The organism is Aeromicrobium sp. P2_G6, assembly GCF_056403535.1.
Map to the genome: position 1 here is coordinate 861,520 of NZ_JBFUFH010000001.1, position 23,744 is coordinate 885,263.

The following is a 23,744-nucleotide window of genomic DNA, read 5'->3' on the forward strand; positions in this document are numbered from 1 at the left end:
TCCCAAATCAGCGGTAGGTCACGAGGTCGCGCGGGAGGTGCGCGCTCTCGTTGAGGGCCAGCAGCCTTGGACCGGTCGAGCCGACGATGACCGTCGAGACGGCGGCGTTGATCATGACGTCATTGATCCGCTGGAACGCCGAGTCGTCGCCCGTCAGCAGGTGCGAGGCCACGATCGCGATCGGCCCGCCCGAGGTGAACACGGCGATCGAGCGTCCTTGGCCGGCATCGGCTGCGACCTTGCCGAACGACGTCATGACCCGGTCCACGAAGTCCCGATAGGTCTCGGCGTGCTCGCCCTCGCCGGCGATCCACCCGTCGAGCGCGACGTTGAGGTGTCGCTGGAACTCCTTGGGGTCCTTGCTCAGCGACGTCGGATCGTGCGCACGGGCGATCGCGAGGTGGTCGTACTCGTTCCAGCCGTCGTCGATGTCGTACCCGTCGCCCTGCCCGCACGCGTCGATCGCCGCGATCGCGGTCTGGGCGTGACGCTTCATCGACCCGGCAACCGCGGCGGTGGGGGCCCATCCCGACGCCTCCCACGACATGCCGAGGGCGGTGGACTGCTGCCGGCCGATCGCCGAGAGCTGGTCGTAGTCATCAGATCCCCACGACGCCTGACCGTGCCGGATGAGGTGGACGGATCCCATGCCCGGAGCCTAGCGAAAGCCCCCCGATGGTTGAGGTGCGGAGCGAAGCGGAGCCTCGAAACCATCTCTGGTTTCGAGGCTCCGCACCTCAACCGGCGGATCAGGCGGGCGGCATCAGCACGGTGTCGATGAGGTACACCGTCGCGTTGGCGGTCTTGACGCCGCCGCAGATGACGCCGGCCTGGTCGCCGACGCGGATGTCGTCGCCGGAACCGGTCACCATCAGGTCCGCCCCGTTGACGGTCTTCTGCGTGCCGTCGATGTCGGCGGGCGAGATCTGGCCGGCGATCACGTGGTACGTCAGGACGCTCTCGAGCGTCTTGGCGCCCGCGGGGGTGCCGAGCGTCTCGAGCGTCTTCTTGTCGAGCTTGGCGAACGCTGTGTCGACCGGGGCGAACACCGTGAACTCACCGCCGTTGAGCGTGTCGACGAGGTTGACGTCCTTGTTGACCTTGCCGGACACCGCCGCGACGAGGGTCTTGAGCAGCGGGTTGTTGCTGGCGGCCGTGGCGACCGGATCCTTCGACATACCGCTGACCGAGCCCTTGCCCTCGGGCACGGCCTTGGCATAGTCGGCGCAGCCCGCACCCACGAGGTCGGAGGCGGCATCGTCCATCGGTGCAGCCGACGAGGAGGACTCGTCCTTGGGTGCGGCGTCGTCGCCGCTGTCGCTCGAGCCGCAGGCCGCGGTCAGCAGGGACAGCGAGGCAACCGCCGCGATGGCGAAGCTCTTGGTGGATGTACGCATGTCATTTCTCCTTGGGTTGGGTGTGCTGCTACTCGACGCGGAACTGGACGCTGTGCCAGCCGGTCGTACCGTTCGGGCGTATGCGCGCCCGATCGGAGGTCTGGGTCTCGCCGTTCTTGTTGGTGGCGCGGATCGTGAGCTTGTGGGTGCCTTCGGTCGCGTCGTCCCACTGCCAGCTCCACTGGCGCCAGGTCTCGACGGTGTCCTCGGCGGCGAGCGTCGCGTCCTGCCAGGCACTCTCGTCGACCTTGACCTCGACGCGCTCGATGCCGACGGTCTGCGCCCAGGCGACGCCGCCGACGCGCACCTTGTCGCGGGGGAACGTCTGGAACGACTTCGGCACGTCGATGCGCGACGAGAACTTGATCGGCGCCTGGGCGTCGTAGTCGCGGGTCGTCCAGTACGCCTTGAAGTCCGCGAAACGCGTCACCTCGATGTCGGTCAGCCACTTGGTGGCCGACACGTAGCCGTACAGGCCCGGCACGACGACCCGGGCCGGGAAGCCGTGGGCCAGCGGCAGCGGCTCGCCGTTCATGCCGATCGCGATCATCGCGTTGCGGTCATCGGTGACCGCCTCGAGCGGGGTGCCGGCGGACCACTTGTCGGCGCTCGTCGACTTGATCGCGTCGGCGCCGGCCTGGACGCCGGCCGTCGCGAGCAGGTCCTTGATCAGCACCCCGGTCCAGACCGCGTTGCCGACGTACGGACCGCCGACCTCGTTGGAGACGCAGGTCAACGTGATGCGGTGGTCGACCAGCGGCATGTCGAGGAGCTCGCGGAACGACAGGTTCAGCTCGCGGTCGACCATGCCGTGGATGCGCAGGTTCCAGCCCTCGGCCGGTACGTCCGGGATCCGCAACGCGGTGTCGACCCGGTAGAAGTCACGGTTCGACGTCACGAACGCGCTGACGCCCTCGACATCGACCTGGGCGTCGGCAGGAACAGGCGTCGCCGCCCGGGCCGAACGCGGCAGCCTGATGCCGGCCCGCGAGGCGGCCGCGGCAGCGTTGCCGAAGACCTTGCCGACCGCGCCACCCACCACGACGAGCGCTCCGAGGCCGAGGGCCGAGGCGAGGAAGCGACGGCGCTGGAAGCCCATCGGATGTTCTTCGGTCGCCTTGCCGGCCGGGACCAGGCTCGAGAGCAGGAGGACCAGGGCGGTCAGGCTCACCGCGAGCGTGAGCAGGGAGGGCACCAGGGTCAGGGCACGGCTCGCTGTCGTGGTGCGGTCCGACGCAGCGGCGGCCACCGCGATCAGGCCGATGACGGCGACGATGGCGATCGACAGGCGCGGCTTGCGCCGCCCGATGATGCCAGCGACTGCCGCGACGACCGCCAGCGCGGCCACCACCCCGGCGATGAGGATGGGCTTGTCGTTGGTGCCGAACTGCTTGACCGCGGACTCCTTGAGGAACGGCGGTGCGTAGTCGATCGCCCGGTTGCCGACCGACTCGATCGGTGACGGGACCCCACGCAGGACGGCGGCGACCGCGGTGCCGACGGCGACCCCCGAGGCAGCGGCGAGGAGGCCCGCCAGGGCACCGGCCGACCATGGGGCTGCGGTGCGGGGTCCTGCCGATGAGTTCATGCCCGTGGTTCGCCACCCTCGGGCATACCGATTGGTCAAACGGCCGGAAAGATTCCGTCACATGACTCGTCAGTAACCAAAAATCGCTCTTAGTCTGAGCCGATGAACACCGAGGGAGTGTCGTTTCCGACTGAGAGCACGTCTGCAGCAGCCCGGACGATCTTGTCCGATGCGTTGCGCAAGGCCGATCCCGTGGGAGCCCGGGCGGTCGAGAACGAGACCAACTGGCGTCGCAACTATCTCGACCACTTCCGCCGCGCGCTCGAGGCCGGCATCGGCGAGGCGACCGCCGCGCAGTCGATTGCGGCAGACGGACTGCGCAGCGCGCACGATCTCATGCGCTTCGGTGACGTCCCCCTCGACGACGCCATCACCGGCACCGCCCTGTCGCAGGTGTTCCACACCCGCACGATCACGGGGGCGGCCGAGCCGGAGACCGAGCTCTCGATCCCGCACCACGGTGAGCGGCTGCGCGGCCAGGCACTGCTGGAACAGCTCGACACCTGGGTCGAGCGCGGCGTCATCACCCAGTCGTGCTCCGAGGCGATCCAGACCGTGCAGGACAATCCCGACTGGCTGAGGCTCGAGGGCGACGTCGTCGTGGTGCTCGGCGCCGGGGCCGAGATGGCGCCCTACCGGGCACTCCTGCGCTGGGGTGCCGAGGTCGTCGCGATCGACCTGCCGCGGCCCGACATGCAGGAACGCGTGCGGGCGTACGCCGAGGACTCGGCGAGCCGCGTGCACCTCCCGGCACGCATCGTGACGAACGGTGACGACGACTCAGGTGCCGACCTCGTCACTGAGCTCTCGGCCGTCGCGCACTGGCTCGACGGGCTCGAGGGCCGACTGGTGCTGGGCAACTACTGCTACGCCGACGGTGCCTCGCACGTACGCGTGTCGATGGCCGCAGACGCCCTGGCGGCTCACCTGACCCGGCACCGCCCCGACACCGCGCTGGCCTTCCTCGCGACCCCGACCGACACGTTCGCCGTGCCGGCCGCCGAGGTCGCCTTCGCCAACCGCGCCTATGCCGATTCGCGCAAGATGCTCCGGACGCCACTGCGGATGATCAGCGGTGGCCGGCTGCTGCAGCGCAACTACCCACCCGGCGCCGACCCCGGCGTGTGCGACGCGCTCGTGCCGCAGCAGGGCCCCAACTACGCACTCGCCAAGCGGCTCCAGCGCTGGCGCGCGACCACGGCGCGCCATGAGGGGACGACGGTGTCGCTCAACGTCGCGCCCGCAACGCGTACGCGTTCGGTGGTCAAGAACAAGGCGCTCGCCGCGGCCTACGCCGGCGCGCACCGCTTCGGCGTCGAGGTGTTCGAGCCGGCGACGAGCAACACCTTGATGGCGGCGCTCATGGCGTACGACCTGAAGGCCGGCGCTGCACCCCAGGCCGAGCCGTGGCAGGACGAGGCGGTCAACGCCGCGCACGGCGGCCTGTGGACCAGCGCCTATCACCCACGCAGCGCCCTCGGCCTCGCCGCAGTACTCGGCGTCGGAGCCTTGCGGGGCTGACCGCCTTCGCCGGTTGAGGAGCGAGGAACGAGCGTCTCGAAACCAGTGGTGGTTTCGAGGCTGCACTCGCAGAGCTCGCTCCGCACCTCAACCACCGAGCGACTCAGTTGCCGGTGAACTCGGCCTTCCGCTTCTCGATGAACGCCTGACCACCCTCGGCGAAGTCGGCCGTCGCGAACAGCGCGATCTGGCCCTCGCGCTCACGATCGAGCGCCTCATCGAGGTGGCTCAGCGTCGTCGCGGTGATCGCGGCCTTCATCGTCCCGAGCGCGACAGTGGGGCCGTTGCCGAGCTTGTCGACCAACATCGCGAGCTCCGCGTCGTACGCCTCGTCGTCGAGCGACTTGTAGATCAGGCCGATCTCCGCGGCGTCGTCGGCCGAGAGCCGCTCGCCGAGCATCGCCATGCGGTTGGCGCGCGCCCGGCCGATCGACGCAGCGACGAGCTCGGTCGCACCGCCGTCGGGCATCAGCCCGATGTTGACGAACGCCAGGAGGAAGTAGCCCGAGCTCCTGGCCAGCGTGATGTCGGCGGCGATCGCGATGGACACGCCGACGCCTGCCGCGATGCCGTTGACGGCGCTGACGACGGGCACGGGCGTACGTGTCATCGCGCGGACCAGGCGGTTCGCCCCGTCGAGGGTCGCCGCCCCGTCGAAGTCAGGCCCGAGTGCCGCGCCGGAGCTGAACGCCCGCCCGCTGCCCGTGACGACGATGAGGCGTACGCCCGCGGCGCCCTCGATCGCGTCGGCCGCGACGTTGAGCATGTCGGCGGTCAGGGCGTTGAGCCGATCGGGCTCGTTCCACGTGATCGTCAGGACACCGTCCGTGGTGTCGATGAGTACCGAGTCGCTCATGGGTTCCTCCATTGGCCGAGCAGGGTCTGCAGCACCGCGATGAGCGCGATGGGCTGGTCGAGCATGATGTGGTGGCCGGCGTCGCGGATGACGGTGACCGGTACGTCACGGCCGAGGCGTTGCGCGACGACATCCGTGATGTCAGTCGTCGCCATCCCACGCTCGCCGCGGATCAGCGCGATGTCGCAGGTGGCTTCGGCCAGGTCCTCGGGTTCCATCCGGGCCCGCAAGAAGATCCGAGGGTCGAACTTCCACGTCCACCCGCCGACGACCTCACGGATCGAGCCCTCAGCCAGGTGCTGACGGATGTAGGGCAACGACGCGTCGTCAGCCGGGAGCGTGCGGAACCTACCGAGGATCGTCTCGCGATCGTCGTAGATCTTGTTGCCGGGCACGTGCTTGCTCGCGACCCACGCCCGCGCTTCGGGTGACATCTCGCGGACCGGCGAGTCGATCGCAGCGGCTCCGCGGATCGCGTGCCCGTAGCGCTGTGCGGCCGTCAGCACCACGAAGCCACCCATGCTGTGTCCGAGCAGGACCGGCGGCTGGTCGGACTCCGCGCGCGCGACGGCCATGACCTCGTCGGCCCAGGCATCCAGCGAGTACGTCTCGCGGTGGCCGCTGTCGCCGTGGCCGCTCAGGTCGATCGCGATGACGCGGTGACCGGCAGCGAGGTGCGGTGCTACGTGGTCCCACCAGCCCGCGTGCGCCGCCCCGCCGTGCACGAGGATCGCGACGGGATCGCCGACCTTGCCCCAGGCGCGATAGGAGATGCGTACGCCGTCGACCTCGACCTCGGCGGCGTCGTACGACTGCCCCAGGGCGTCGGCGAACCAGCTCGGAATCTGTCGGCTCATCGCGAACCTCCTCACGTGCCGTCCGTACACGGACTCTAGGCGAGGCGATCAGCCGAACCGCGTTCAGGTCGACACACGCTTTGCGGCAGGATGTCTCCGTTGTGGGGACATGGGCCTCCGAGATGAGGCAGGATGTCCCGGTGATCACTCGGGGTCGGCGCGACGCAGCGCCTGTCATCTTCCTTCTTCTCGCTGCTGCGATCGTCCTCGGAGGGCTGGCCACGCCTGCCCAGGCGGCCACGACGCCGTCGGCGCACGGCACCGTCACGGCGGCCGACGGGTCTGGTCCGATCGGCGGCATCACGGTGTGCGCGACCCGCCGCACCAGCACTGGCGGCTACGGCGCACAGCGCTGCACGGAGACCGCGGACGACGGGACGTACACGATCCAGCTGACCGCCGGCTCCTACTACTCCTTCAGCGCCGAGCAGAAGTACTTGTACGGCGCCTGGCTCTCGCAGGACTACAACTTCCGCAAGGCGTACGTCTTCAATGCGACCACGGACCGCACGATCAGCTTCGCGCTGGTGCGGGGCGCCTCGATCTCCGGCGTCATCACGCCGCCGGAAGGCGGACCACGGATCGACAACACCCACGTCAGCGCACACCGGGTCCTGTCCACCGGCAAGGTCGCCAACACCGAGACGAGCTTCTCCAACGTCACCCCGAACGGCTACTTCGAGGTCGCCAAGCTGCCGGCCGGCACCTACAAGCTGCGGGTCGACGACGGGAGCTCCACCGCCGGCTACCGCAACCAGTGGTATCCCGCGGCAGCTGCAGCGAGCCGCGGTGAGGGCGTGACGGTCACGACCGGTGAAGCGGTCACCGGCCGCAACATCACCTTGACCCTTTCCGGAGCACTCACCATCACCTTGCGCAAGCCCACCGGATCCCTGACCACCGGCCAGGTCCAGCTGTACGACGAGGACGGCCGGGAGATCTGGCAGTACACGGACGGAGATCCGAGCACGCGTACGATCCCCGGACTCCACCCTGGCGTCTACAAGGTTCGCGCGATGCCGTTGAACATCCAGGGCTATCAGGAGTGGTTCACCTGGAAGCTCAGCTTCCCCACGGCCAACCCGATCACCGTGACATCCGGGGCCACGACCTCGAAGACCCTGACCTTCCACTACAAGACCCTCAAGGTCACGTCCCGTCCGAAGCTGACTGTCGAGACGTACCGGCTCACGGCTTCGAAGGGCACCTGGACCCCGCAGGCGTCGAGGTACCAGTACGACTGGGTCCGCGACGGCAAGATCTTCCTCCGGACGGAGCTGCGGGACTACTACCCGCAGAAGGCAGACGTCGGCCATCGGATCAAGGTGTGCGTCACGGCCAGTCGCTCGGGCTACGCCTCGGGACGTTCCTGCTCTGACTACTCCCGGACCATCAAGACCTACTGAGAGCGACGTTGGTCACTTACCGTCAGTCTTGACGGTAAATAGGAGGGGCGGCAGGATCGAGGGATGCCCCAGCCCAGCGTCATCGTGGTCGGTGGCGGTGCCATGGGGACCAGCGCCGCGCGTGAGCTCGCTCGGCGCGGCCACCCCGTCACGGTGCTCGAGCAGCACGAGATGCTGCACGCGCGTGGTAGCTCCCACGGCACGTCTCGGATCGTGCGGCTGGTCTACGACGACCCGTTCTACGTACGTCTGGCGATGGCCGTGCGACCGATGTGGGACGAGCTCCAGCAGCGCACCGATGTCGAGGTGATCCGCCGCACCGGAAGCGTCGATCACGGCCCGCGCCACCTGCTCGAGCCGTTCGCCGCCGCACTCGACTCAGCTGGAGCACCGTACGAGTGGCTCAGCCCCGACGAAGCCGTTGATCGCTGGCCAGGGCTTCGCTTCGACGAAGCCGTCCTGTTCCAGCCCGACGGCGGTGTCGCCCATCCGGACAACATCCTGGCGATCCTGCAGAGCGACGCCATCGCGGACGGTGCCGAGTGGCATCCGCACACGCGCGTCGACGCGATCGAGGAGTCCGCCGACGGCGTGAGCATCGTCGCCGGCGACCGTACGTTCACCGCCGACCACGTGGTGGTCGCCGCCGGTGTCTGGAGCCACGGGCTCGCGGACCTGCCGGCCGACATCGCGATCCAGGTTCAGCCATCGCACTTCGTGCCCAAGGACCCGACGATGCCCTGGCCGACCTTCATCCACCGCAGGGTCGATGAACGCGGCACCGCGATGCCCGAGGCGTACGGGCTCCCGTCGCCCGACGGCATCAAGGTCGGCTTCCACGGTGGCGGCAAGGTCGTCGACCCGGATGACCGCGACTTCGCCGTCGTCGCCGAAGAGGTCGATGCCCTGCGAACGTACGTCGATGAGTGGGTGCCCGGTGTCGACGCGTCGACCCTCGATCCCGGCACGTGTCTCTACGGCGGCCTCGCGGAGGACGACTTCATCATCGACCGCACCGGCCGCGTCACCGTCGCCGCTGGATTCTCCGGTCACGGCTTCAAGTTCGTGCCGCTCGTCGGGGGCATGGTCGCCGACCTCGTCGCCGGCACTGCCACTCCCGAACCACGCTTCACCGTCTCAGCCCACCGCACGACTACCTAAGGTGTGACCATGTCCCTTGCAGGAAAGACCATCATCATGTCCGGCGGATCCCGTGGGATCGGCGAGGCGATCGCGATCCGCGCGGCCAAGGACGGCGCCAACGTCGCCCTGCTGGCCAAGACCACCGAGCCGCACCCCAAGCTGCCGGGCACGATCTACACCGCTGCGGCCGCGATCGAGGAGGCCGGCGGCAAGGCCCTGCCCCTGGTCGGGGACGTGCGCGACGACGACTTCGTGGTCGACGCCGTCGCCAAGACCGCCGAGGCGTTCGGCGGCATCGACATCGTGGTCAACAACGCGAGCGCGATCGACCTGTCCAACACCGCCGACGTGTCGATGAAGAAGTACGACCTGATGAACGACATCAACACGCGCGGCTCGTTCCTGCTCGCCAAGTCCGCGATCGAGTGGCTGAAGCAGTCCGACAACGCCCACATCCTGACGTTGTCGCCGCCGATCAGCCTCGACCCCAAGTGGTTCACGAAGCACACGGCGTACACCATCGCGAAGTACGGCATGAGCCTCGTGACGCTCGGCCTGAGCGAGGAGCTGCGCGAGTTCGGCATCGCTGCCAACTCGCTGTGGCCCCGCACTGCGATCGACACCGCTGCCGTCCGCAACGTCGTCGGCGCCGGGCTCGTCAGTCACTCCCGCACGCCCGCGATCATGGCCGATGCGGCCTACGAGATCCTCACCAAGCCGAGCCGGGAGTTCACCGGCCAGTTCCTGATCGACGACGACGTGCTCGAGGACGCCGGCGTCACGGACTTCTCGGTCTACCTCAACGGCGGCACCGAGGACCAGCTCGCGCTCGACTTCTGGGTCGAGCCCAAGGGCCCGCACAACCCCGAGCTCACGCTGCACTGACCGGCCCTCCGCCCGAGTTCGGGTGAGTTCTATCGAGGTACTTGACGTACTGGTTAATTAACCCATACGTTAAATGCATGGCAACCGATCAGCTCAGCAAGGTCTTCTCGGCGCTCGCCGACCCGACCCGGCGTGACATCCTCACCCGGCTCGGCCAGGGCGATGCGACCGTGACCGAGCTCGCCGACCCGTTCCCGATCAGCCTCCCGGCCATCTCGCGGCACCTCAAGGTGCTCGAGGGCGCCGGCCTGATCAGCCGCGACAAGCGGGCGCAGTGGCGTTCGAACAGCCTCGAGGCTGCGCCGCTGAAGGAGGCGACAACGTGGATGGAACACCTCAGCCACCTGTGGGACGACCGCTTCTCTCGTCTCGACGCGCACCTGGCCGCCATGAAGGCCCTGCAGGACGACACCCCGGACACCGACAAGGAAGAGGATCCGAACGATGACTGACACCACCTTCGAGGTGAACATCTCGCGCTACTTCGACGCTCCGCCCGAGCTCGTCTACCGAGCGTTCACCGACCCCGAACAGCTGGCTCAGTGGTTCGGGCCGTTGATGTTCACCGTCCCGCTCGACACCGTCGACGTCGACGTCCGCACCGGCGGGCACTGGGAGATGACGATGGTCGGCAAGGACAACCCCGAGTGGCGGGCGCCGATCCACGCGACCTTCACCGAGGTCGTCGAGAACCAGCTGATCGTCGGCTACGAGACCGCGGAGTCCGTTCCCGGCATCGAGGACGGCACCAGGATGTCGCTGTCGATCGAGTTCATCCCCGAGGGCGAGGGCACCCGGCTCGAGCTGCGCCAGGGCCCGTTCCCCGAGGAGCTGCGCGAGATGAGCGCCGTGGGCTGGAACCAGTCGTTCTACAAGCTCGACGCCCTGCTCGCGACGCCCGCCAAGTATCGCAACAGCCCTGACAACATCGAAGGAGCCGCATCATGATCACGATCACCCCGTTCCTCTGGTTCGACGACAACGCCGAGCAGGCGGTCGAGCGCTACCTCAAGGTCTTCGACGACGCCGAGCTCGTCGAGGAGAACCGCCTGCATGACGGCAAGCTGTTCATCGCGACGATCCGCCTGCAGGGTCAGACCCTGACGCTCATGAACGGCGGCCCCGACCACAAGCTCACCGACGCCTTCTCGCTGTCGGTCAGTGTCGAGACGCAGGAAGAGGTGGACCGGATCTCCGACGCCCTGATCGAGGGTGGCGGCGAGCAGGGCCCGTGCGGCTGGCTCGTCGATGCGTTCGGCCTCTCGTGGCAGGTCGTCCCGACGCTGCTGATGCGCCTCCTGAGCGACCCGGATCCGGACAGGGCCGGTCGGGCGCAGGCGGCGATGATGCAGATGAAGCGCCTCAACCTCAAGGCGCTCCAGGACGCGGCCGACGGGGTCTGAGTCGTACGCTGGCCGCATGATCGGGCGGCTCCACCACATCATCCTGGACGCCGCCGACCCTCAGGGATCGGCGGCGTTCTGGTCTGCCCTGCTCGGTCAACCGATCACGTACGACGACGGTGACTTCGTCGTGGTCTCGGTCGATGACCGGACCTCAGGCATCGCGTTCCAGCGCGCGCCCAACCACGTGGAGCCGACCTGGCCCGACCCCATCGTCGGCCAGCAGGTGCACGTCGATGTCGCGGTCGACGACCCTGCTGCTGCCCGCCCCCAGGTCGTGGCGTTGGGCGCCAGGCACCTCGAGGGCGATGTCTACGCCGACCCTGCGGGGCACCCGTTCTGCCTGATCCGTCGCCCGCCCTGGATGTCTGCCTGAAAAATCAGTGCTCGACGACGACGGAGTCGACCGGCGTGCCGACGACGACCGTACGCGTGACGGTGCACAGCCGGTCGTGCGACTGGGCCACCGCTCGTGGGAGGGATTCCTTGGCGCGGTCGCCGTCGTCGCCCTCGGGGAACGTCACATTGAACGTCACGCGGATGTCGGTGAGCCGGTTGCCGAGCTCGTCACGGATCTTGTCGGCGCGGATCGACACGTCGAACGACTCCGGGTCGACGCGCTTGCCCACGAGGTAGTCCACGTCGATCGCGCTGCAGCCGGCGATCCCCGCCAGCAGCAGCTCGATCGGCGTGAAGTCGTCGTCATTGCCCTCGCCGAAGTCCAAGGTCTTGCCACGGACGTTGGTCGCCCGGAAACGCGCCTTGCCGGTGCGGGTCAGCTCAACAGATCGCTCGGTGTCACTCGCCATAGGACGACGCTATATCGCCTGACTGTTCCGTCGAGGACGACTGTGCCGTCGATGAGCCTTCGAGGTTGAAGTAGACCTGTTCAGCCACGTCGACCCCTCCGACGCGAACCATGCCACCGAACTGGTCCGGATATTCGGTCTGGGCTTTGTTGGCGGCGGCGCACTCGACCATGACGGTGGAGAGGTCGCAGGTGTTGTCGGTGTAGTCCATCAGGTCCGGATCGATCTCCGTCGTCAGGTTCACTTGGGCGGCGACCGATGACACGTTGCTGGCGTAGGTGCCGAACGCCTCGACCTTGGCGTTGGTGACGGCGCAGTAGTCGTAGACGGTGCGGCCGGCGTACCAGTATCCGGCGGACCGGTAGAGGGTGGCGTTGCCGACCGTGACGCCGCCGGTGGTGACCAGGTTGACGCTCCTGAAGGTGGTGGTGAACGGCTTCAGGGTCGAGTCCCCGAGCGAGTTGCACGGCGCGCCACTGTTGGGGAACGAGGTGGGCGGCGTGTAGGTGTAGGTCTCGCTGTAGTTGCTGTTGTTGTTGGCCGTGACCCGACCGTAGACCTTGCGCAGCGCACGCTGTCCCTTGATGAGGGCCGAGCACGCCTGCTGCAAGGTGATGGTGCACTCGCCGGAGTCTGCAGACGTCGGGGTGCCGTCGGCCCGGTATGCGTACACCACGGACTTGGCCGGGCGGGTGGTGTAGGAACCAAAGGCGGCTGAAGTTGCCTTGGTCTGCACACAGAAGTCGTAGAGGGTGACGCCACCGACGACGTAGCCGGCCGACCGGTAAACCACGGTGCGCCCGACGACTGCGCCCTTGCTGTTCTCGTATTCAAGCGCGCGGTTGACCAGGTCGGTCTCGGGCGCGCTCGCGAGCGCGGCGCACGTCGCCTCGGCAGCGGCGGCTGGACTGGCGGGCATGATAGCGACGAGTGGTGCTGCAACCAGAAGGGCAGCGGCGATCACGGAACGGTTCATGGCAGGTTTTCCCTCTCCCTTGGGATGCCCTCCGAGTCGCAGAGGACAGTGTCAACGGCAGGGTGCTGCTGCGCAGGGAGCGCCCGGGATGCGGTTCGCGACTCCCACCACGAACGTGCGTCCTGATACACCATGACCGTTCCCCCGATCTCAGGTCATGTTATCCCGGTGGTCATGTCTTTGCCTATGGGTTTCTCGCCCTCGCCTTCCTCGATCGAACGAGTCTCCGGACGCGAGCCACCCGGTGCCATCAGCTCGGTGATCTCCTCGGCGAGCGAGTCGCCCAAGGCGCCCCAGCCGTCCTTGTAGCCGTAGACCGACCGCAGCGAGCGAGCCTCGTAGTCGCCGCACATGATGTCGACGTCATCAGCGGTGATGAGCCCGGGGTGCGCGACGCCGACCGACTCGGAGACCTTCACGATCTCCTTGCGGAACGTACGGATGTACTGCGCGCACCGCTCCGACTTCGAGGTCGGGTCGAGGCCGTGCGTCAGCCACGGGTCCTGGGTCGCGACGCCCGTCGGGCACCGGTCGGTGTGGCACTTCTGCGACTGGATGCAGCCGATCGACATCATCGCCTCGCGCGCGACGTTGACCATGTCAGCCCCCAGTGCGAACGCGACGACGGCGTTGTCGACGAGGCCGAGCTTGCCGGAGCCGATGAACGTGACATCGTCGGTGAGCCCGGCCTCGGCGAACGTGCCATAGACCCGCGAGAACCCCATCCGGAACGGCAGCGCGATCGAGTCGGCGAAGATCGGCGGGGAGGCGCCGGTGCCGCCCTCGCCACCGTCGACCGTCACGAAGTCGACCCCGCGATCGCCTTTCGCCATGAGCCGCACGAGCTCGTACCAGAACTCCATCTCGCCGACCGCGCTCTTGATCCCTACCGGGAGCCCCGTCTCGGCCGCCACGAGCTCGACGAAGTCGAGGAGGCTGTCGACGTCGGTGAACGCCGTGTGCCGGGAGGGGCTTGCGCAGTCCTTGCCCATCGGGATGCCGCGGATCTCGCTGATCTCCTTGGTCACCTTGGCGGCCGGCAGGAGGCCGCCGAGGCCGGGCTTGGCGCCCTGCGAGAGCTTGATCTCGATCGCCTTCACCGGCGCCGACTCGGCGACGCCCTTGAGCTTCTCGAGCGAGAATGTGCCGTCCTCGTTGCGGCAGCCGAAGTATGCGGTGCCGACCTGCAGCACGATGTCGCCACCCTGACGGTGATGCTGTGAGAGACCGCCCTCGCCGGTGTTGTGCATGCACCCCGCGAGCTTGGCTCCCTTGTTGAGCGCCTGGATCGCGTTGCCGGACATCGATCCGAAGCTCATCGCCGAGACGTTGATCAGCGACTCCGGACGGAACGCCTTGGTGCGCCCGCGCGGGCCGCCGAGCACCTTGGCGCTGGGCAAACCGACCCTCTCAGCGTGGTCGTGCGGGAGGGAGTCCGCGAACGTACGGTGCTTGATGATCGCGTAGCCGGGCATGTGCTCGATGTCGTTGTCGGTGCCGAAGCCCGAATAGTTGTTCTCCTGCTTCGACGACGCATAGATCCACGAACGCTGGTCGCGGCTGAACGGCCGTTCCTCGTCGTTGCCCGTGACGATGTACTGACGCAGCTCGGGACCGATCGTCTCCAGCCAGTAGCGCGCGTGCGCGATCACCGGGAAGTTGCGCAGCAGCGCGTGCCTTTTCTGCGTCAGGTCGCGCACGGCGACGGCGCCAAGGGCGACCCCGACCCCACCGAGCACGCGGCTGACCTTCATGTCCAAGTCCTACCCCGCGCCGGATGGCTTGTCCATCGGAAGGGGCCCTGGCCGAGAGGACCAGGGCGTCGTAGTCCTTTCGAGTCATTTTTGCTGGGCACGCAACAAATCCCTGAAATTGCAGACAGCCAGTCGTACCGTCGAAGGAAGAAGCGCTGGAAGGACTATCTCGGATGAGCGTGTATCTGTTCGACATGGAAGGCGAGGTCATCGCGTTCAGGCGTACCTGGACTGACCCGTTCGTCTTCGACCTCAGCGGCCGCTGGATCGGCTGGTTCCCCTGGGGTGACCACGACGCCGTCGATCGTGACGGCCACTATCTCGGCACGGTCGTCGACGACCGGTTCGTACGCCGCAACGACTGGTACGAGCGCCCGTGCGCAGAGGCCCCGGCGGATCCCGGCGAGGTTCAGCCCACGGGTCGGCCGCTGACCCCGCACGCGTTCCCCAACCGGTTCGCGTACGAGGACACCGTCGTCCACATCCTGACCTGACCGGTTTGGGCGTGCGGCATCGTGCCGCGACCCGAACACTGGTGGGGTGCCCGCCACCAGAAGCCTCGTGACCGGAGCGACCGGCTATGTCGGTGGCCGACTCGTCCCCCAGCTCGTCGACGCAGGCCACGACGTACGCGTCATGGTCCGCGACGAGCGCAAGGCAGAGGCCCACGCCTGGTCCGCCGACGTCGAGATCGCCGTCGCCGACGCAACCGATGCATCGCAGGTGCGGTCGGCCATGGCAGGCGTCGATGTCGTCTTCTACCTGCTCCACTCGATCGGCAGCGGCGCTGGCTTCGCCGCGACGGAGCGGGGAATCGCGGAGACGTTCGCCGCCGAGGCCAGGCGCGCCGGCGTTCGCCGCATCGTCTATCTCGGCGGGATGTCGCCCGCGGGCGAGCAGCTGTCCGAGCACCTCCGGTCCCGTGAAGAGGTCGGCGAGGTCCTGCTCGGCTCGGGGGTCCCGACCGCGGTCCTGCAGGCCGGCATCATCATCGGCTCGGGCTCTGCCTCGTTCGAGATGCTCCGCTATCTCACCGAGCGACTGCCCGTCATGGTGACGCCGAAGTGGGTCCACACCCGGATCCAGCCGATCGCGATCCGCGACGTCCTGCGCTACCTCGTCGCGTGCTCCTCGCTGCCGGCCGAGGTCAACCGGCGGTTCGACATCGGCGGGCCGGACGTGCTGACGTACTTCGACATGATGCAGCGGTACGCCGCCGTCGCCGGCCTGCCGAGACGGCGCGTCCTGCCGGTGCCGGTCCTGTCGCCGGGACTGTCGAGCCACTGGGTCGGCCTCATCACCCCGGTGCCGGCGAGCCTCGCCCGGCCACTCGTGGAGTCGCTCCGCAACACCGTCGTCGCCGCGGAGACCGACATCAAGACGTACGTGCCGGACCCGCCCGAAGGACTCATCGGGTTCGAGCGCTCGGTCGAGCTCGCCCTCACCAAGATCCAGGATCTCGACGTGCCGACCCGCTGGTCGTCCGCGTCAACGGCCGGCGCCCCGGCCGAGGGATTGCCGACCGACCCGGACTGGGCCGGCGGATCGCTCTACACCGACGAACGGACCCGCGAGGTCCACGCGAGTCCGGAGCACCTCTGGACGATCATCGAGGGCATCGGCGGCCGCAACGGCTGGTACTCCTGGGCGCTGGCCTGGTGGATCCGTGGCCTCCTCGACCGCGCCGTCGGCGGTCCGGGACTGCGGCGGGGCCGGCGCAACGACCGGGACCTCGTTGTGGGTGACGCGCTCGACTTCTGGCGCGTCGAGGAGACCGACGACCATACGTTCCTCCGTCTCCGAGCCGAGATGAAGCTGCCCGGGCTGGCCTGGCTCGAGCTGCGGGTCGGGTCGACCGACGGAGGGACGACGACGTTCCACCACCGGGCGCTGTTCCACCCGAAGGGTCTCCTCGGACACCTCTACTGGTGGTCGATCTATCCGTTCCACGGCATCATCTTCGGCTCGATGCAGAAGAACATCGCCAAGGCAGCCGAGGCGCTGGAGGAGGCCACTCCCGCTCGGCGGGCGGAACCCCGCGACCTCTGAGACGATCGGTCGGGGGAGAGGGAGAGCCCACATGGGAGACGCGACAGCAGCCGGCCAGGACGCCCGGCAGAGCGACACGATGCGGGCTGCGGCCCGGGTCGGCCTGGTCGCGTTCGGCCTGGTGCACCTGCTGATCGCATGGATCGCGCTGCAGGTCGCCTGGGGCAACGGCGGTGAGGCCGACAGCCAGGGCGCCCTGCACACCCTGGCGGAGCAACCGTTCGGCAAGGTCCTGCTCTGGGTCTGCGCAGGCGGGCTCTTCGCGCTCGCGGTCTGGCAGGTCATGACCGCGATGTGGGGCCACCGGGCCATGTTCGACGAGAAGCACCGCACCCTCAAGCGGCTCGCCGCCCTGGGCCGCGCCGTGATCTATGTAGCGGTCGGCTTCTCAGCAGCTCGCACCGCGACGGGATCGGGTGGCCAGAGCAGCCAGGACCAGAAGGGCGAAGGCGTCACGGCGGACCTGCTGTCCGCGCCGGCCGGCCGACTCCTCGTCGCTGCGGTCGGGATCGCGATCCTGGCCGTCGCGGTGGCGCACGTCCGCCGCGGCTTCAGCGACGACTTCACCCACGACCTCGAGCCCGAGGCCACCAGCGGCGCCACGCGATCACCCGTCCTGCTCGTCGGTCGGTTCGGCTATGTCAGCAAGGGCACGGCAATCGGTGTCGTCGGCGTGCTGTTCGGCTGGGCCGCGCTCTCGTACGACCCCGACAAGGCCGGCGGCCTGGACGACGCCCTCAAGACGGTTCGCGACCAGCCCTACGGGCCCTACCTGCTGACGTTCGTCGCGGTCGGCCTCGCGGCGTTCGGGCTCTTCTGCTTCGCGTGGGCGCGGTACGTCCGCGCGCGCTGAGACCGCCTGGCGCATTTGCGTGTCGCAACCACCACCCAGAGGATGGTGGCCATGGATCTCTTCCGCACCAAGTCCGTGGAACGCTCGATCGAGGAGACCGACGAGCCTGAGCACACCCTCCGGAAGGAGCTCTCGGCCTGGGACCTGACGTTCTTCGGCGTCGGCGTGGTGATCGGCACCGGCATCTTCGTGCTGACCGGCCAGCAGGCGCATCTCAACGCCGGACCCGCGATCATCATCTCGTTCATCCTGGCCGGACTGGCGTGCGGCCTCGCCGGTCTTTGCTACGCCGAGTTCGCGTCGACCGTGCCGGTGGCGGGCAGCGCCTACACCTTCTCGTACGCCACGCTGGGCGAGCTCGTTGCATGGATCATCGGGTGGGACCTCGTTCTCGAGCTGGCGCTGGGTGCCGCCGTCGTCGCCCGTGGCTGGTCGGCGTACCTGCAGAACCTCTTCGACATACCGACGTGGGTCGCGGGCGACAAGGCCACGCCCGACATCGGCGCCATCGCGATCGTGCTGGCGCTGACCGTCGTCGGCGTCCTGGGCACCAAGCTGTCCGGCCGGTTCACCGGCGTGCTCGTCATCATCAAGGTCGCCGTCGTGACGTTCGTGGTCATCGCGGGGCTGTTCTTCGTGAAGTGGGCCAACTACCAGCCGTTCGTGCCCGACTCCGAGCCGGCCGCCGGCGGCAAGGGCGCCGACCAGACGCTCCTGCAGGGCTTCTTCGGCGTCGACCCCACGGCCTTCGGTGCGTACGGCATCATCGCGGCGGCGTCGGTCGTGTTCTTCGCCTACATCGGGTTCGACATCGTCGCGACCTCGGCGGAGGAGACCAAGAACCCCCAGCGCGACGTCCCGCGCGGCATCCTCGGCTCGCTCGCGATCTGCACGCTGCTGTACGTCGCGGTGTCGTTCGTCATCACCGGCATGCTGAAGTACAGCGACAAGCGGATGAACACCGCAGCGCCGTTGGCCGAAGCCTTCGACGCCAACGGCGCCGGCTGGGCGTCCAAGATCATCTCGACCGGTGCGGTGGCCGGGCTCACGACGGTCGTCCTGGTGCTGATGCTCGGGCAGGCCCGGGTGCTGTTCGCCATGTCACGCGACGGCCTGCTGCCGATCGGCCTCGCCAAGGTGCACCCGCGGTTCGGCACGCCCTACCGCATCACGATCCTGACCGGCGTGTTCGTCGCGGTGCTCGCCGGCGTCGTGCCGCTATCGGAGCTCTCCAAGCTCGTGAGCATCGGAACGCTATTCGCCTTCGTGCTGGTGTCAGCCGGCGTCATCATCCTGCGCCGGACCCGCGGCGACCTGCATCGTCCGTTCCGGGTGCCGGCGGTGCCGTGGATCCCGGCGCTGTCGATCCTGTCGTGCGTCTGGCTGATGGTGAACCTCTCGATCGAGACGTGGGTGCGGTTCCTCGTCTGGCTCGCGATCGGGTTCGTCGTCTACTTCACGTACGGCTACCGCGGCTCCCGCCTCGGCCGAGGACTGAAGCAGGCGCCGGCCAGCGAGGAAGCAGTACCCTCCGTCGAGTGAGCACCCCGACCGTCACCGAGGTCGCCGACGGCGTCCACTTCGTGCAGGGCAAGGCCGTCAACTGGACGCTGCTCACCGACGGCGACGCGTTCACGCTGGTCGACGCCGGTTATCCGGGTGACCGCGATGCGGTGCTGTGGTCGATCGAGCAGATCGGCCGGTCGCTCGACCAGCTCGCTGCGGTCCTGGTGACGCATGCACACGTCGACCACATCGGCTCCCTGCCCAAGCTGCTCGAAGGGCGCGACGTCCCGGTGCTGACGTCCGAGACCGAGTCGCGGCACGCCCGGCGGGAGTTCCTCGAGCAGGCGACACCACTGCAGGTCGCGGCCGCCTCCTGGCGTCCGCGCGTCCTCGCGTGGTCGCTGCACGTCGTGGCGGCTGGAGGCACCACCAAGGCCGGATTCCCGCGGGCGCGGGCGTTCGCGGACGCACCACTCGACGTACCCGGACGGCCCGTGCCGATCGTGACGCCGGGGCACACGAGCGGACACACCTGCTACCACCTGCCGGAAGCCGGGGTCCTCATCACCGGGGATGCGCTGGTCACCGGCCATCCGACTGTCGCTCGTACCGGACCCCAGCTGCTCGCGAACATGTTCCACCACGACATCGCCGAGAACCGTCGATCCCTCGAGCGGCTCCGGTCTCTGAGCGGTGAGGTGCTGCTGCCCGGGCACGGTGAGCCGTGGCGAGGCTCGTACGCCGACGCGGTCGACCAGGCGCTCAGCGAGCGGTAGTCAGCCCCAGGAGACCGCAGCGACCTCGCGAGCAGCGTGGTGCCGGCCGCGGGGGACGATCATCGGAGTGCCGCTGACCGGGTCGGGGATGACCTCGCACGCCAGCCCGAACACCTCGGTCACGACGGTCGAGTCGATGACGTCGATCGGCGAGCCCTCCGCGACGATGAAGCCTTGCTTCATCGCGATGATGTGGTCGGCGTAACGGCAGGCGAGGTTGAGGTCGTGCAGCACGATCACGATCGTCTTGCCCGACTCGCGGTTGAGGTCGGTCAGCAGGTCGAGCAGCTCGACCTGGTGGTTGATGTCGAGGAAGGTCGTCGGCTCGTCCAGCAGCAAGAGGTCGGTGTCCTGCGCGAGCGCCATCGCAACCCACACCCGCTGGCGCTGCCCACCGGACAGCTCCGCGATGTTGCGGTCGGCAAGGTCCGCCGTGCCGGTGGCCGCCAGGGCACCGGCGACCGCCCGGTCGTCCTCGGCGCTCCACTGCCGGAACCAGCCCTGGTGCGGGTAACGGCCGCGCCCGACCAGGTCACTGACCGTGATGCCGTCGGGTGCGACGGGTGATTGCGGCAGCAGGCCGAGCACCTTGGCGACGTCGATGCTCTTGAGGTCGTGGATCGACGTGCCGTCGAGGATCACCTGGCCGCCGCGTGGGCGCAACAGGCGCGCGAGGCCCCGCAAGAGTGTGGACTTGCCGCAGGCATTGGCCCCGACGATCACCGTGATCCGGCCGTCGGGGATCGCGACGTCGAGGTCACGGACGATGTCCGGTGTCCTGGGGGCCCCCCCGCGAGCTCTGCGAGTGGGGGAATAGCCGAGCGTGAGGTTGTTGGCGCGCAGGTCGTGGGTCATCCGCCGCGTCCTTCCCGGTTGACGGTGGCGAGGAGCCAGATCAGATAGGGGGCACCGATGATGCCCGTGATGACACCGGTCGGCAGATCGACCGGTACGAGGTGATGGGCCACCAGGTCGGCGCCGAGCACGATGATCGAGCCGACCAGGCCGGCCGCCATGATGCCGCCGCCGCTGTGCCCGACCATGCGCTGGGCGATCGGCCCGGCGATGAGGGCGACGAACATGATCGGCCCGGCGACCGCTGTGGCGAAGCCGATCAGGACGATCGCGACGGCGATGAGCGCCAGTCGGCTGAGCTCGACGTGTGCACCCAGCGCCTTCGCGGTGTCGTCGCCCAGCTCGAGGACCCGCAGCGGGCGCTGGAGCAGGAAGGCCACCGGGATCAGCACCAGCAAGGCGACGAGCAGCACCCGCAGCTCGGTCGACCCGGCCTGGCCGACCGTGCCGACCAGCCAGGTCATGGCCTGCCGAGCCTCGTAGAGCTCGGCCCGGGCCACGAGGTAGCCGATGATCGAGAGCATGAACTGGGACAGCCCGATCCCGATCAGGACGAACCGATATCCCGAGATGCCGTCCCGCCACGCCAGCAAGTAGATGATCGCCGCGCTGATCAGGGCGCCGGCCAAGGCTGAGGCGGAGATCATCGAGCTGCCGGCGCCGAACAGGATGATCGAGGAGACCGCGAACATGCTGGCGCCTGACGAGATGCCGACGAAGTCGGGCGACGCCAGCGGATTGCCCAGCAGCTTCTGGAACAGCAATCCCGAGACCCCGAGGGCGAAGCCCGCCGCCAGCGCCGCCGTGGCAGTCGGCAGCCGCAGGTCACGAACGATGAAGTCGACGGATGGGTCGTCACGCAGGTGGAACGCCGAGGTGATCACGTCCCACGCCGGGACGTAGAAGCTGCCGACCATCATCGTGAGGATGAACAGCGCGAACGCCACCGTCGCGAGGCCGAAGCTGACCGCCCCCGCACGCGTCCTGCGCGTACGTCGGCCCATGACGACGATGTCGATCACAGCTCAGCCAGACTTCGGTAGCGGACGAGCGCGATGAACGCCGGGGCGCCGAGGACGCCCAGCACGACGCCGACCTGGAGCTCACCAGGCGAGACCAGGACGCGGCCGACGATGTCGGCGACGAGCAGCACGATCGGGGTCAGGACCAGGGCGTACGGCAGGATCCAGCGATAGTCCGGCCCGCAGATGGAGCGCGCCAGGTGCGGCACGACCAGCCCCACGAAGACGATGGGCCCACATGCCGCAGTCGCCGCACCGCACAGCACCGCGACCGTGGCGAACAGGACGAACCGGGTCAGCCGGAGCCGCTGGCCGAGCGCCAGGGCGAGGTCCTCGCCCAGTGCGAGTCCGTTGAGCGCTCGGCCGCTGAGCATCGCGACCAGCAGTCCGACCGCGATGAAGGGGGCGGTCTGCCAGAACACCGGCATGTAGCGGCCGGCCAGCGAGCCGACCTGCCAGAAGCGCAGCTCGTTGAGGGCGTCGACGTTCGTCATGACGATCGCCGAGGTGAGCGACGACAGGACAGCGGTCACCGCGGCCCCCGCGAGCGCGAGCTTGACCGGTGTCGCGCCTTCGCGCCCGAACGACGCGATGCCGTAGACCGTCACGGTCGCGACGCCGGCGCCGATGAACGCCAGCCACACGTACCCGATGACGCCCTGGACACCGAAGATCATGATGCCGGCCACGATGAAGGTCGCCGCTCCGGCGTTGATGCCCATGATCCCGGGATCGGCCAGCGGGTTGCGGGTCACGCCCTGCAGGATCGTTCCGCTCAGTCCCAGTGCAGCGCCGGCCAGCACGCCGATCAGCGTGCGAGGGACCCGCATCTCGCGGATGACGGTCTCGGCCGCCGAACCGGGATCGAAGTCGGTGAACGCCTTCCAGATCGTCGGCACGCCGACCCCGCGTGACCCGAGCGTGATGCTGAAGAAGCAGACCACCACGAGCGCACCGACCAGCACGACGAGGCCCGCCGCGAGACCGGCGCCCGGGCGGTGCCGGGGAGCGGTCTCGTGACTGGCGGTCGGCGTCTCGAGCAGGGTCATGCGAGCTCGGCGTCGGCCTTCTGGATCGCCGTTGTCAGCTGGGTCAGCTGCTCGGCGTAGTCACCGTAGGTGTGCATCCAGTACGCCGGCCACGGCACGTACGCCTTGGCCTTCGCCGCCAAGATGTTGGTCCAGGTGGGCTGCTTCTCACCCTGCTTGACCGTCGAGGCGTAGGCGCGGTCGTCGATCAGGAGCAGGTCGGGCTGGTACTTGTCGGCGTTCTCCCAGCTCAGGTTCTCCCAGTAGGGGAAGCCCTTGTCCGGCTTGTCGGGGTTGATGACGTCGAGGCCCCAGCGCTGGAAGTCCAGCAGCTCGGGGGCGTACTCCGGATTGGCGACGTAGAGCAGGTCGTCCGCCGGCGACACGGCCAGCACCGACAGGCCGGACTTGGCGGCGACGACCTTCTCGAACTCGGCCTGTGCGTCTTCGAACGCCTTCTTGTCCTTGGCGATCTTGGGGTCGTCGACGTCGGCACCGAGCGAGACCGCGAGCTTCTCGTAGCCCTCTGCCAGCTTCTCGATCGAGTCGCCCTGGGAGACGCCGACGATCGGGGCGAGGTCGAGGATCTTCTTGCTCGCCGCCTTGGCACCCTCCTCGAGGCCGCTGTAGGCCTTCTCGGCGGGCCACCAGTCGGCGACGATCAGGTCGGGCTTGAGGGAGGCGGCCTTCTCGACGTCGATCTCACCCCAGGTCTCGCCCAGGATCGTGATGCCCGAGAGATCGAGGTCCTTGAGGTTGGGATCGTCCTCCACCTTGGTGTTGGCGTAGATGCCGACCGGCTTGATGCCGAAGGACATCAGTGCCGCCGCCTCCGCTCCGCTGGCGATGATGCGCCTGGGCGGCGAGTCGGCCTTGACGGTCTTGCCGTCCCCCGAGGTGAATGACCACGGTCCGCCACTCTCCGCCTCCTCGTCCGACGCGCTCGTGCCGCAAGCGGCGAGGACAGTGGTCGCGAGCAGAGCGGCGATCGCTCCGCCCGCGAAGCGGCGTACGTACGACACGGACATGCCTTCCGTCAGGGGACACAGGTCACCCTAAC

25 protein-coding genes are annotated in these 23,744 nt (G+C 68.4%); 13 read left to right on the top strand and 12 right to left on the bottom strand.

Annotated features, from left to right (window positions below; all coding sequences use genetic code 11):
• Window positions 1–7 precede the first annotated feature (7 nt).
• The 3 genes from AC1DVU_RS04170 to AC1DVU_RS04180 form a co-directional block, all read right to left on the bottom strand.
• On the bottom strand, window positions 8–649 hold the full coding sequence (locus AC1DVU_RS04170; protein ID WP_476921164.1) for a histidine phosphatase family protein: 642 nt from the start codon (window positions 647–649) through the stop codon (window positions 8–10).
• Window positions 650–749: 100 nt separating this feature from the next.
• A complete protein-coding gene (locus AC1DVU_RS04175; protein WP_476921165.1) occupies window positions 750–1,397 on the bottom strand; it encodes a fasciclin domain-containing protein in 648 nt (215 codons plus the stop codon).
• Window positions 1,398–1,425: 28 nt separating this feature from the next.
• A complete protein-coding gene (locus AC1DVU_RS04180; protein ID WP_476921166.1) occupies window positions 1,426–2,985 on the bottom strand; it encodes a molybdopterin-dependent oxidoreductase in 1,560 nt (519 codons plus the stop codon).
• A 102-nt stretch (window positions 2,986–3,087) separates the two neighbouring features.
• Here AC1DVU_RS04180 and AC1DVU_RS04185 point away from each other — a divergent pair, with 102 nt between their 5' ends.
• Window positions 3,088–4,506: a hypothetical protein gene (locus AC1DVU_RS04185; RefSeq protein WP_476921167.1), complete on the top strand. Its 1,419-nt coding sequence runs from the start codon at window positions 3,088–3,090 to the stop codon at window positions 4,504–4,506.
• 103 nt (window positions 4,507–4,609) lie between these two features.
• Here the strand turns inward: AC1DVU_RS04185 and AC1DVU_RS04190 are convergent, their stop codons facing one another.
• On the bottom strand, window positions 4,610–5,362 hold the full coding sequence (locus AC1DVU_RS04190; protein ID WP_476921168.1) for an enoyl-CoA hydratase: 753 nt from the start codon (window positions 5,360–5,362) through the stop codon (window positions 4,610–4,612).
• The gene (locus AC1DVU_RS04195; RefSeq protein WP_476921169.1) at window positions 5,359–6,219 is read right to left on the bottom strand and encodes an alpha/beta fold hydrolase; all 861 of its coding nucleotides are present in this window, start codon (window positions 6,217–6,219) and stop codon (window positions 5,359–5,361) included. The genes AC1DVU_RS04190 and AC1DVU_RS04195 overlap by 4 nt, the downstream gene beginning before the upstream one ends.
• Window positions 6,220–6,359: 140 nt before the next feature.
• On the opposite strand from AC1DVU_RS04195, the gene AC1DVU_RS04200 reads away from it, so the two are divergent.
• The 7 genes from AC1DVU_RS04200 to AC1DVU_RS04230 all read left to right on the top strand — a co-directional run bounded on the left by AC1DVU_RS04200 (window position 6,360) and on the right by AC1DVU_RS04230 (window position 11,432).
• The gene (locus tag AC1DVU_RS04200) at window positions 6,360–7,625 is read left to right on the top strand and encodes a hypothetical protein (protein ID WP_476921170.1); all 1,266 of its coding nucleotides are present in this window, start codon (window positions 6,360–6,362) and stop codon (window positions 7,623–7,625) included.
• A gap of 63 nt (window positions 7,626–7,688) precedes the next feature.
• Complete coding sequence (locus AC1DVU_RS04205; RefSeq protein ID WP_476921171.1) at window positions 7,689–8,786, top strand: FAD-dependent oxidoreductase; 1,098 nt, start codon at window positions 7,689–7,691, stop codon at window positions 8,784–8,786.
• A 9-nt stretch (window positions 8,787–8,795) separates the two neighbouring features.
• A complete protein-coding gene (locus tag AC1DVU_RS04210; protein WP_476921172.1) occupies window positions 8,796–9,653 on the top strand; it encodes an SDR family oxidoreductase in 858 nt (285 codons plus the stop codon).
• A 77-nt stretch (window positions 9,654–9,730) separates the two neighbouring features.
• Window positions 9,731–10,105: an ArsR/SmtB family transcription factor gene (locus tag AC1DVU_RS04215; protein ID WP_476921173.1), complete on the top strand. Its 375-nt coding sequence runs from the start codon at window positions 9,731–9,733 to the stop codon at window positions 10,103–10,105.
• Window positions 10,098–10,601, top strand: a complete 504-nt coding sequence (locus tag AC1DVU_RS04220; protein ID WP_476921174.1) for an SRPBCC family protein — start codon at window positions 10,098–10,100, stop codon at window positions 10,599–10,601. The genes AC1DVU_RS04215 and AC1DVU_RS04220 overlap by 8 nt, the downstream gene beginning before the upstream one ends.
• Window positions 10,598–11,056: a VOC family protein gene (locus AC1DVU_RS04225; protein WP_476921175.1), complete on the top strand. Its 459-nt coding sequence runs from the start codon at window positions 10,598–10,600 to the stop codon at window positions 11,054–11,056. Before AC1DVU_RS04220 ends, AC1DVU_RS04225 begins: the two co-directional genes overlap by 4 nt.
• Window positions 11,057–11,072: 16 nt before the next feature.
• On the top strand, window positions 11,073–11,432 hold the full coding sequence (locus AC1DVU_RS04230; protein WP_476921176.1) for a VOC family protein: 360 nt from the start codon (window positions 11,073–11,075) through the stop codon (window positions 11,430–11,432).
• 4 nt (window positions 11,433–11,436) lie between these two features.
• On the opposite strand, the gene AC1DVU_RS04235 is transcribed toward AC1DVU_RS04230, so the two are convergent.
• The 3 genes from AC1DVU_RS04235 to AC1DVU_RS04245 all read right to left on the bottom strand — a co-directional run bounded on the left by AC1DVU_RS04235 (window position 11,437) and on the right by AC1DVU_RS04245 (window position 14,595).
• On the bottom strand, window positions 11,437–11,865 hold the full coding sequence (locus tag AC1DVU_RS04235) for an OsmC family protein (RefSeq protein ID WP_476921177.1): 429 nt from the start codon (window positions 11,863–11,865) through the stop codon (window positions 11,437–11,439).
• Window positions 11,855–12,841: a hypothetical protein gene (locus AC1DVU_RS04240; RefSeq protein WP_476921178.1), complete on the bottom strand. Its 987-nt coding sequence runs from the start codon at window positions 12,839–12,841 to the stop codon at window positions 11,855–11,857. The genes AC1DVU_RS04235 and AC1DVU_RS04240 overlap by 11 nt, the downstream gene beginning before the upstream one ends.
• A 155-nt stretch (window positions 12,842–12,996) precedes the next feature.
• Window positions 12,997–14,595: an FMN-binding glutamate synthase family protein gene (locus AC1DVU_RS04245; protein ID WP_476921179.1), complete on the bottom strand. Its 1,599-nt coding sequence runs from the start codon at window positions 14,593–14,595 to the stop codon at window positions 12,997–12,999.
• A gap of 173 nt (window positions 14,596–14,768) precedes the next feature.
• On the opposite strand from AC1DVU_RS04245, the gene AC1DVU_RS04250 reads away from it, so the two are divergent.
• Genes AC1DVU_RS04250 through AC1DVU_RS04270 form a run of 5 tightly spaced genes read left to right on the top strand, consistent with a single transcriptional unit; the run spans window position 14,769 to window position 19,779 of the window.
• Entirely contained in the window at window positions 14,769–15,089 is a 321-nt protein-coding gene (locus AC1DVU_RS04250) for a 4-fold beta flower protein (protein ID WP_476921180.1), read from the top strand.
• A 46-nt stretch (window positions 15,090–15,135) separates the two neighbouring features.
• Window positions 15,136–16,644: an SDR family oxidoreductase gene (locus AC1DVU_RS04255; protein WP_476921181.1), complete on the top strand. Its 1,509-nt coding sequence runs from the start codon at window positions 15,136–15,138 to the stop codon at window positions 16,642–16,644.
• 31 nt (window positions 16,645–16,675) lie between these two features.
• Window positions 16,676–17,497 (top strand): DUF1206 domain-containing protein, encoded by an 822-nt coding sequence (locus AC1DVU_RS04260; protein WP_476921182.1) that lies wholly within the window; start codon window positions 16,676–16,678, stop codon window positions 17,495–17,497.
• Between the two features lie 51 nt (window positions 17,498–17,548).
• The gene (locus AC1DVU_RS04265) at window positions 17,549–19,039 is read left to right on the top strand and encodes an amino acid permease (RefSeq protein WP_476921183.1); all 1,491 of its coding nucleotides are present in this window, start codon (window positions 17,549–17,551) and stop codon (window positions 19,037–19,039) included.
• Window positions 19,036–19,779, top strand: a complete 744-nt coding sequence (locus AC1DVU_RS04270) for an MBL fold metallo-hydrolase (RefSeq protein WP_476921184.1) — start codon at window positions 19,036–19,038, stop codon at window positions 19,777–19,779. Before AC1DVU_RS04265 ends, AC1DVU_RS04270 begins: the two co-directional genes overlap by 4 nt.
• On the opposite strand, the gene AC1DVU_RS04275 is transcribed toward AC1DVU_RS04270, so the two are convergent.
• Genes AC1DVU_RS04275 through AC1DVU_RS04290 form a run of 4 tightly spaced genes read right to left on the bottom strand, consistent with a single transcriptional unit; the run spans window position 19,780 to window position 23,712 of the window.
• Entirely contained in the window at window positions 19,780–20,634 is an 855-nt protein-coding gene (locus tag AC1DVU_RS04275) for an ABC transporter ATP-binding protein (protein WP_476921185.1), read from the bottom strand.
• The gene (locus tag AC1DVU_RS04280) at window positions 20,631–21,656 is read right to left on the bottom strand and encodes a FecCD family ABC transporter permease (RefSeq protein ID WP_476921186.1); all 1,026 of its coding nucleotides are present in this window, start codon (window positions 21,654–21,656) and stop codon (window positions 20,631–20,633) included. Before AC1DVU_RS04280 ends, AC1DVU_RS04275 begins: the two co-directional genes overlap by 4 nt.
• On the bottom strand, window positions 21,653–22,705 hold the full coding sequence (locus AC1DVU_RS04285) for a FecCD family ABC transporter permease (protein WP_476921187.1): 1,053 nt from the start codon (window positions 22,703–22,705) through the stop codon (window positions 21,653–21,655). Before AC1DVU_RS04285 ends, AC1DVU_RS04280 begins: the two co-directional genes overlap by 4 nt.
• Window positions 22,702–23,712 carry an ABC transporter substrate-binding protein gene (locus tag AC1DVU_RS04290; RefSeq protein WP_476921188.1) on the bottom strand — a complete coding sequence of 337 codons (1,011 nt, stop codon included), beginning with the start codon at window positions 23,710–23,712 and terminating at the stop codon, window positions 22,702–22,704. The genes AC1DVU_RS04285 and AC1DVU_RS04290 overlap by 4 nt, the downstream gene beginning before the upstream one ends.
• Window positions 23,713–23,744 lie beyond the last annotated feature (32 nt).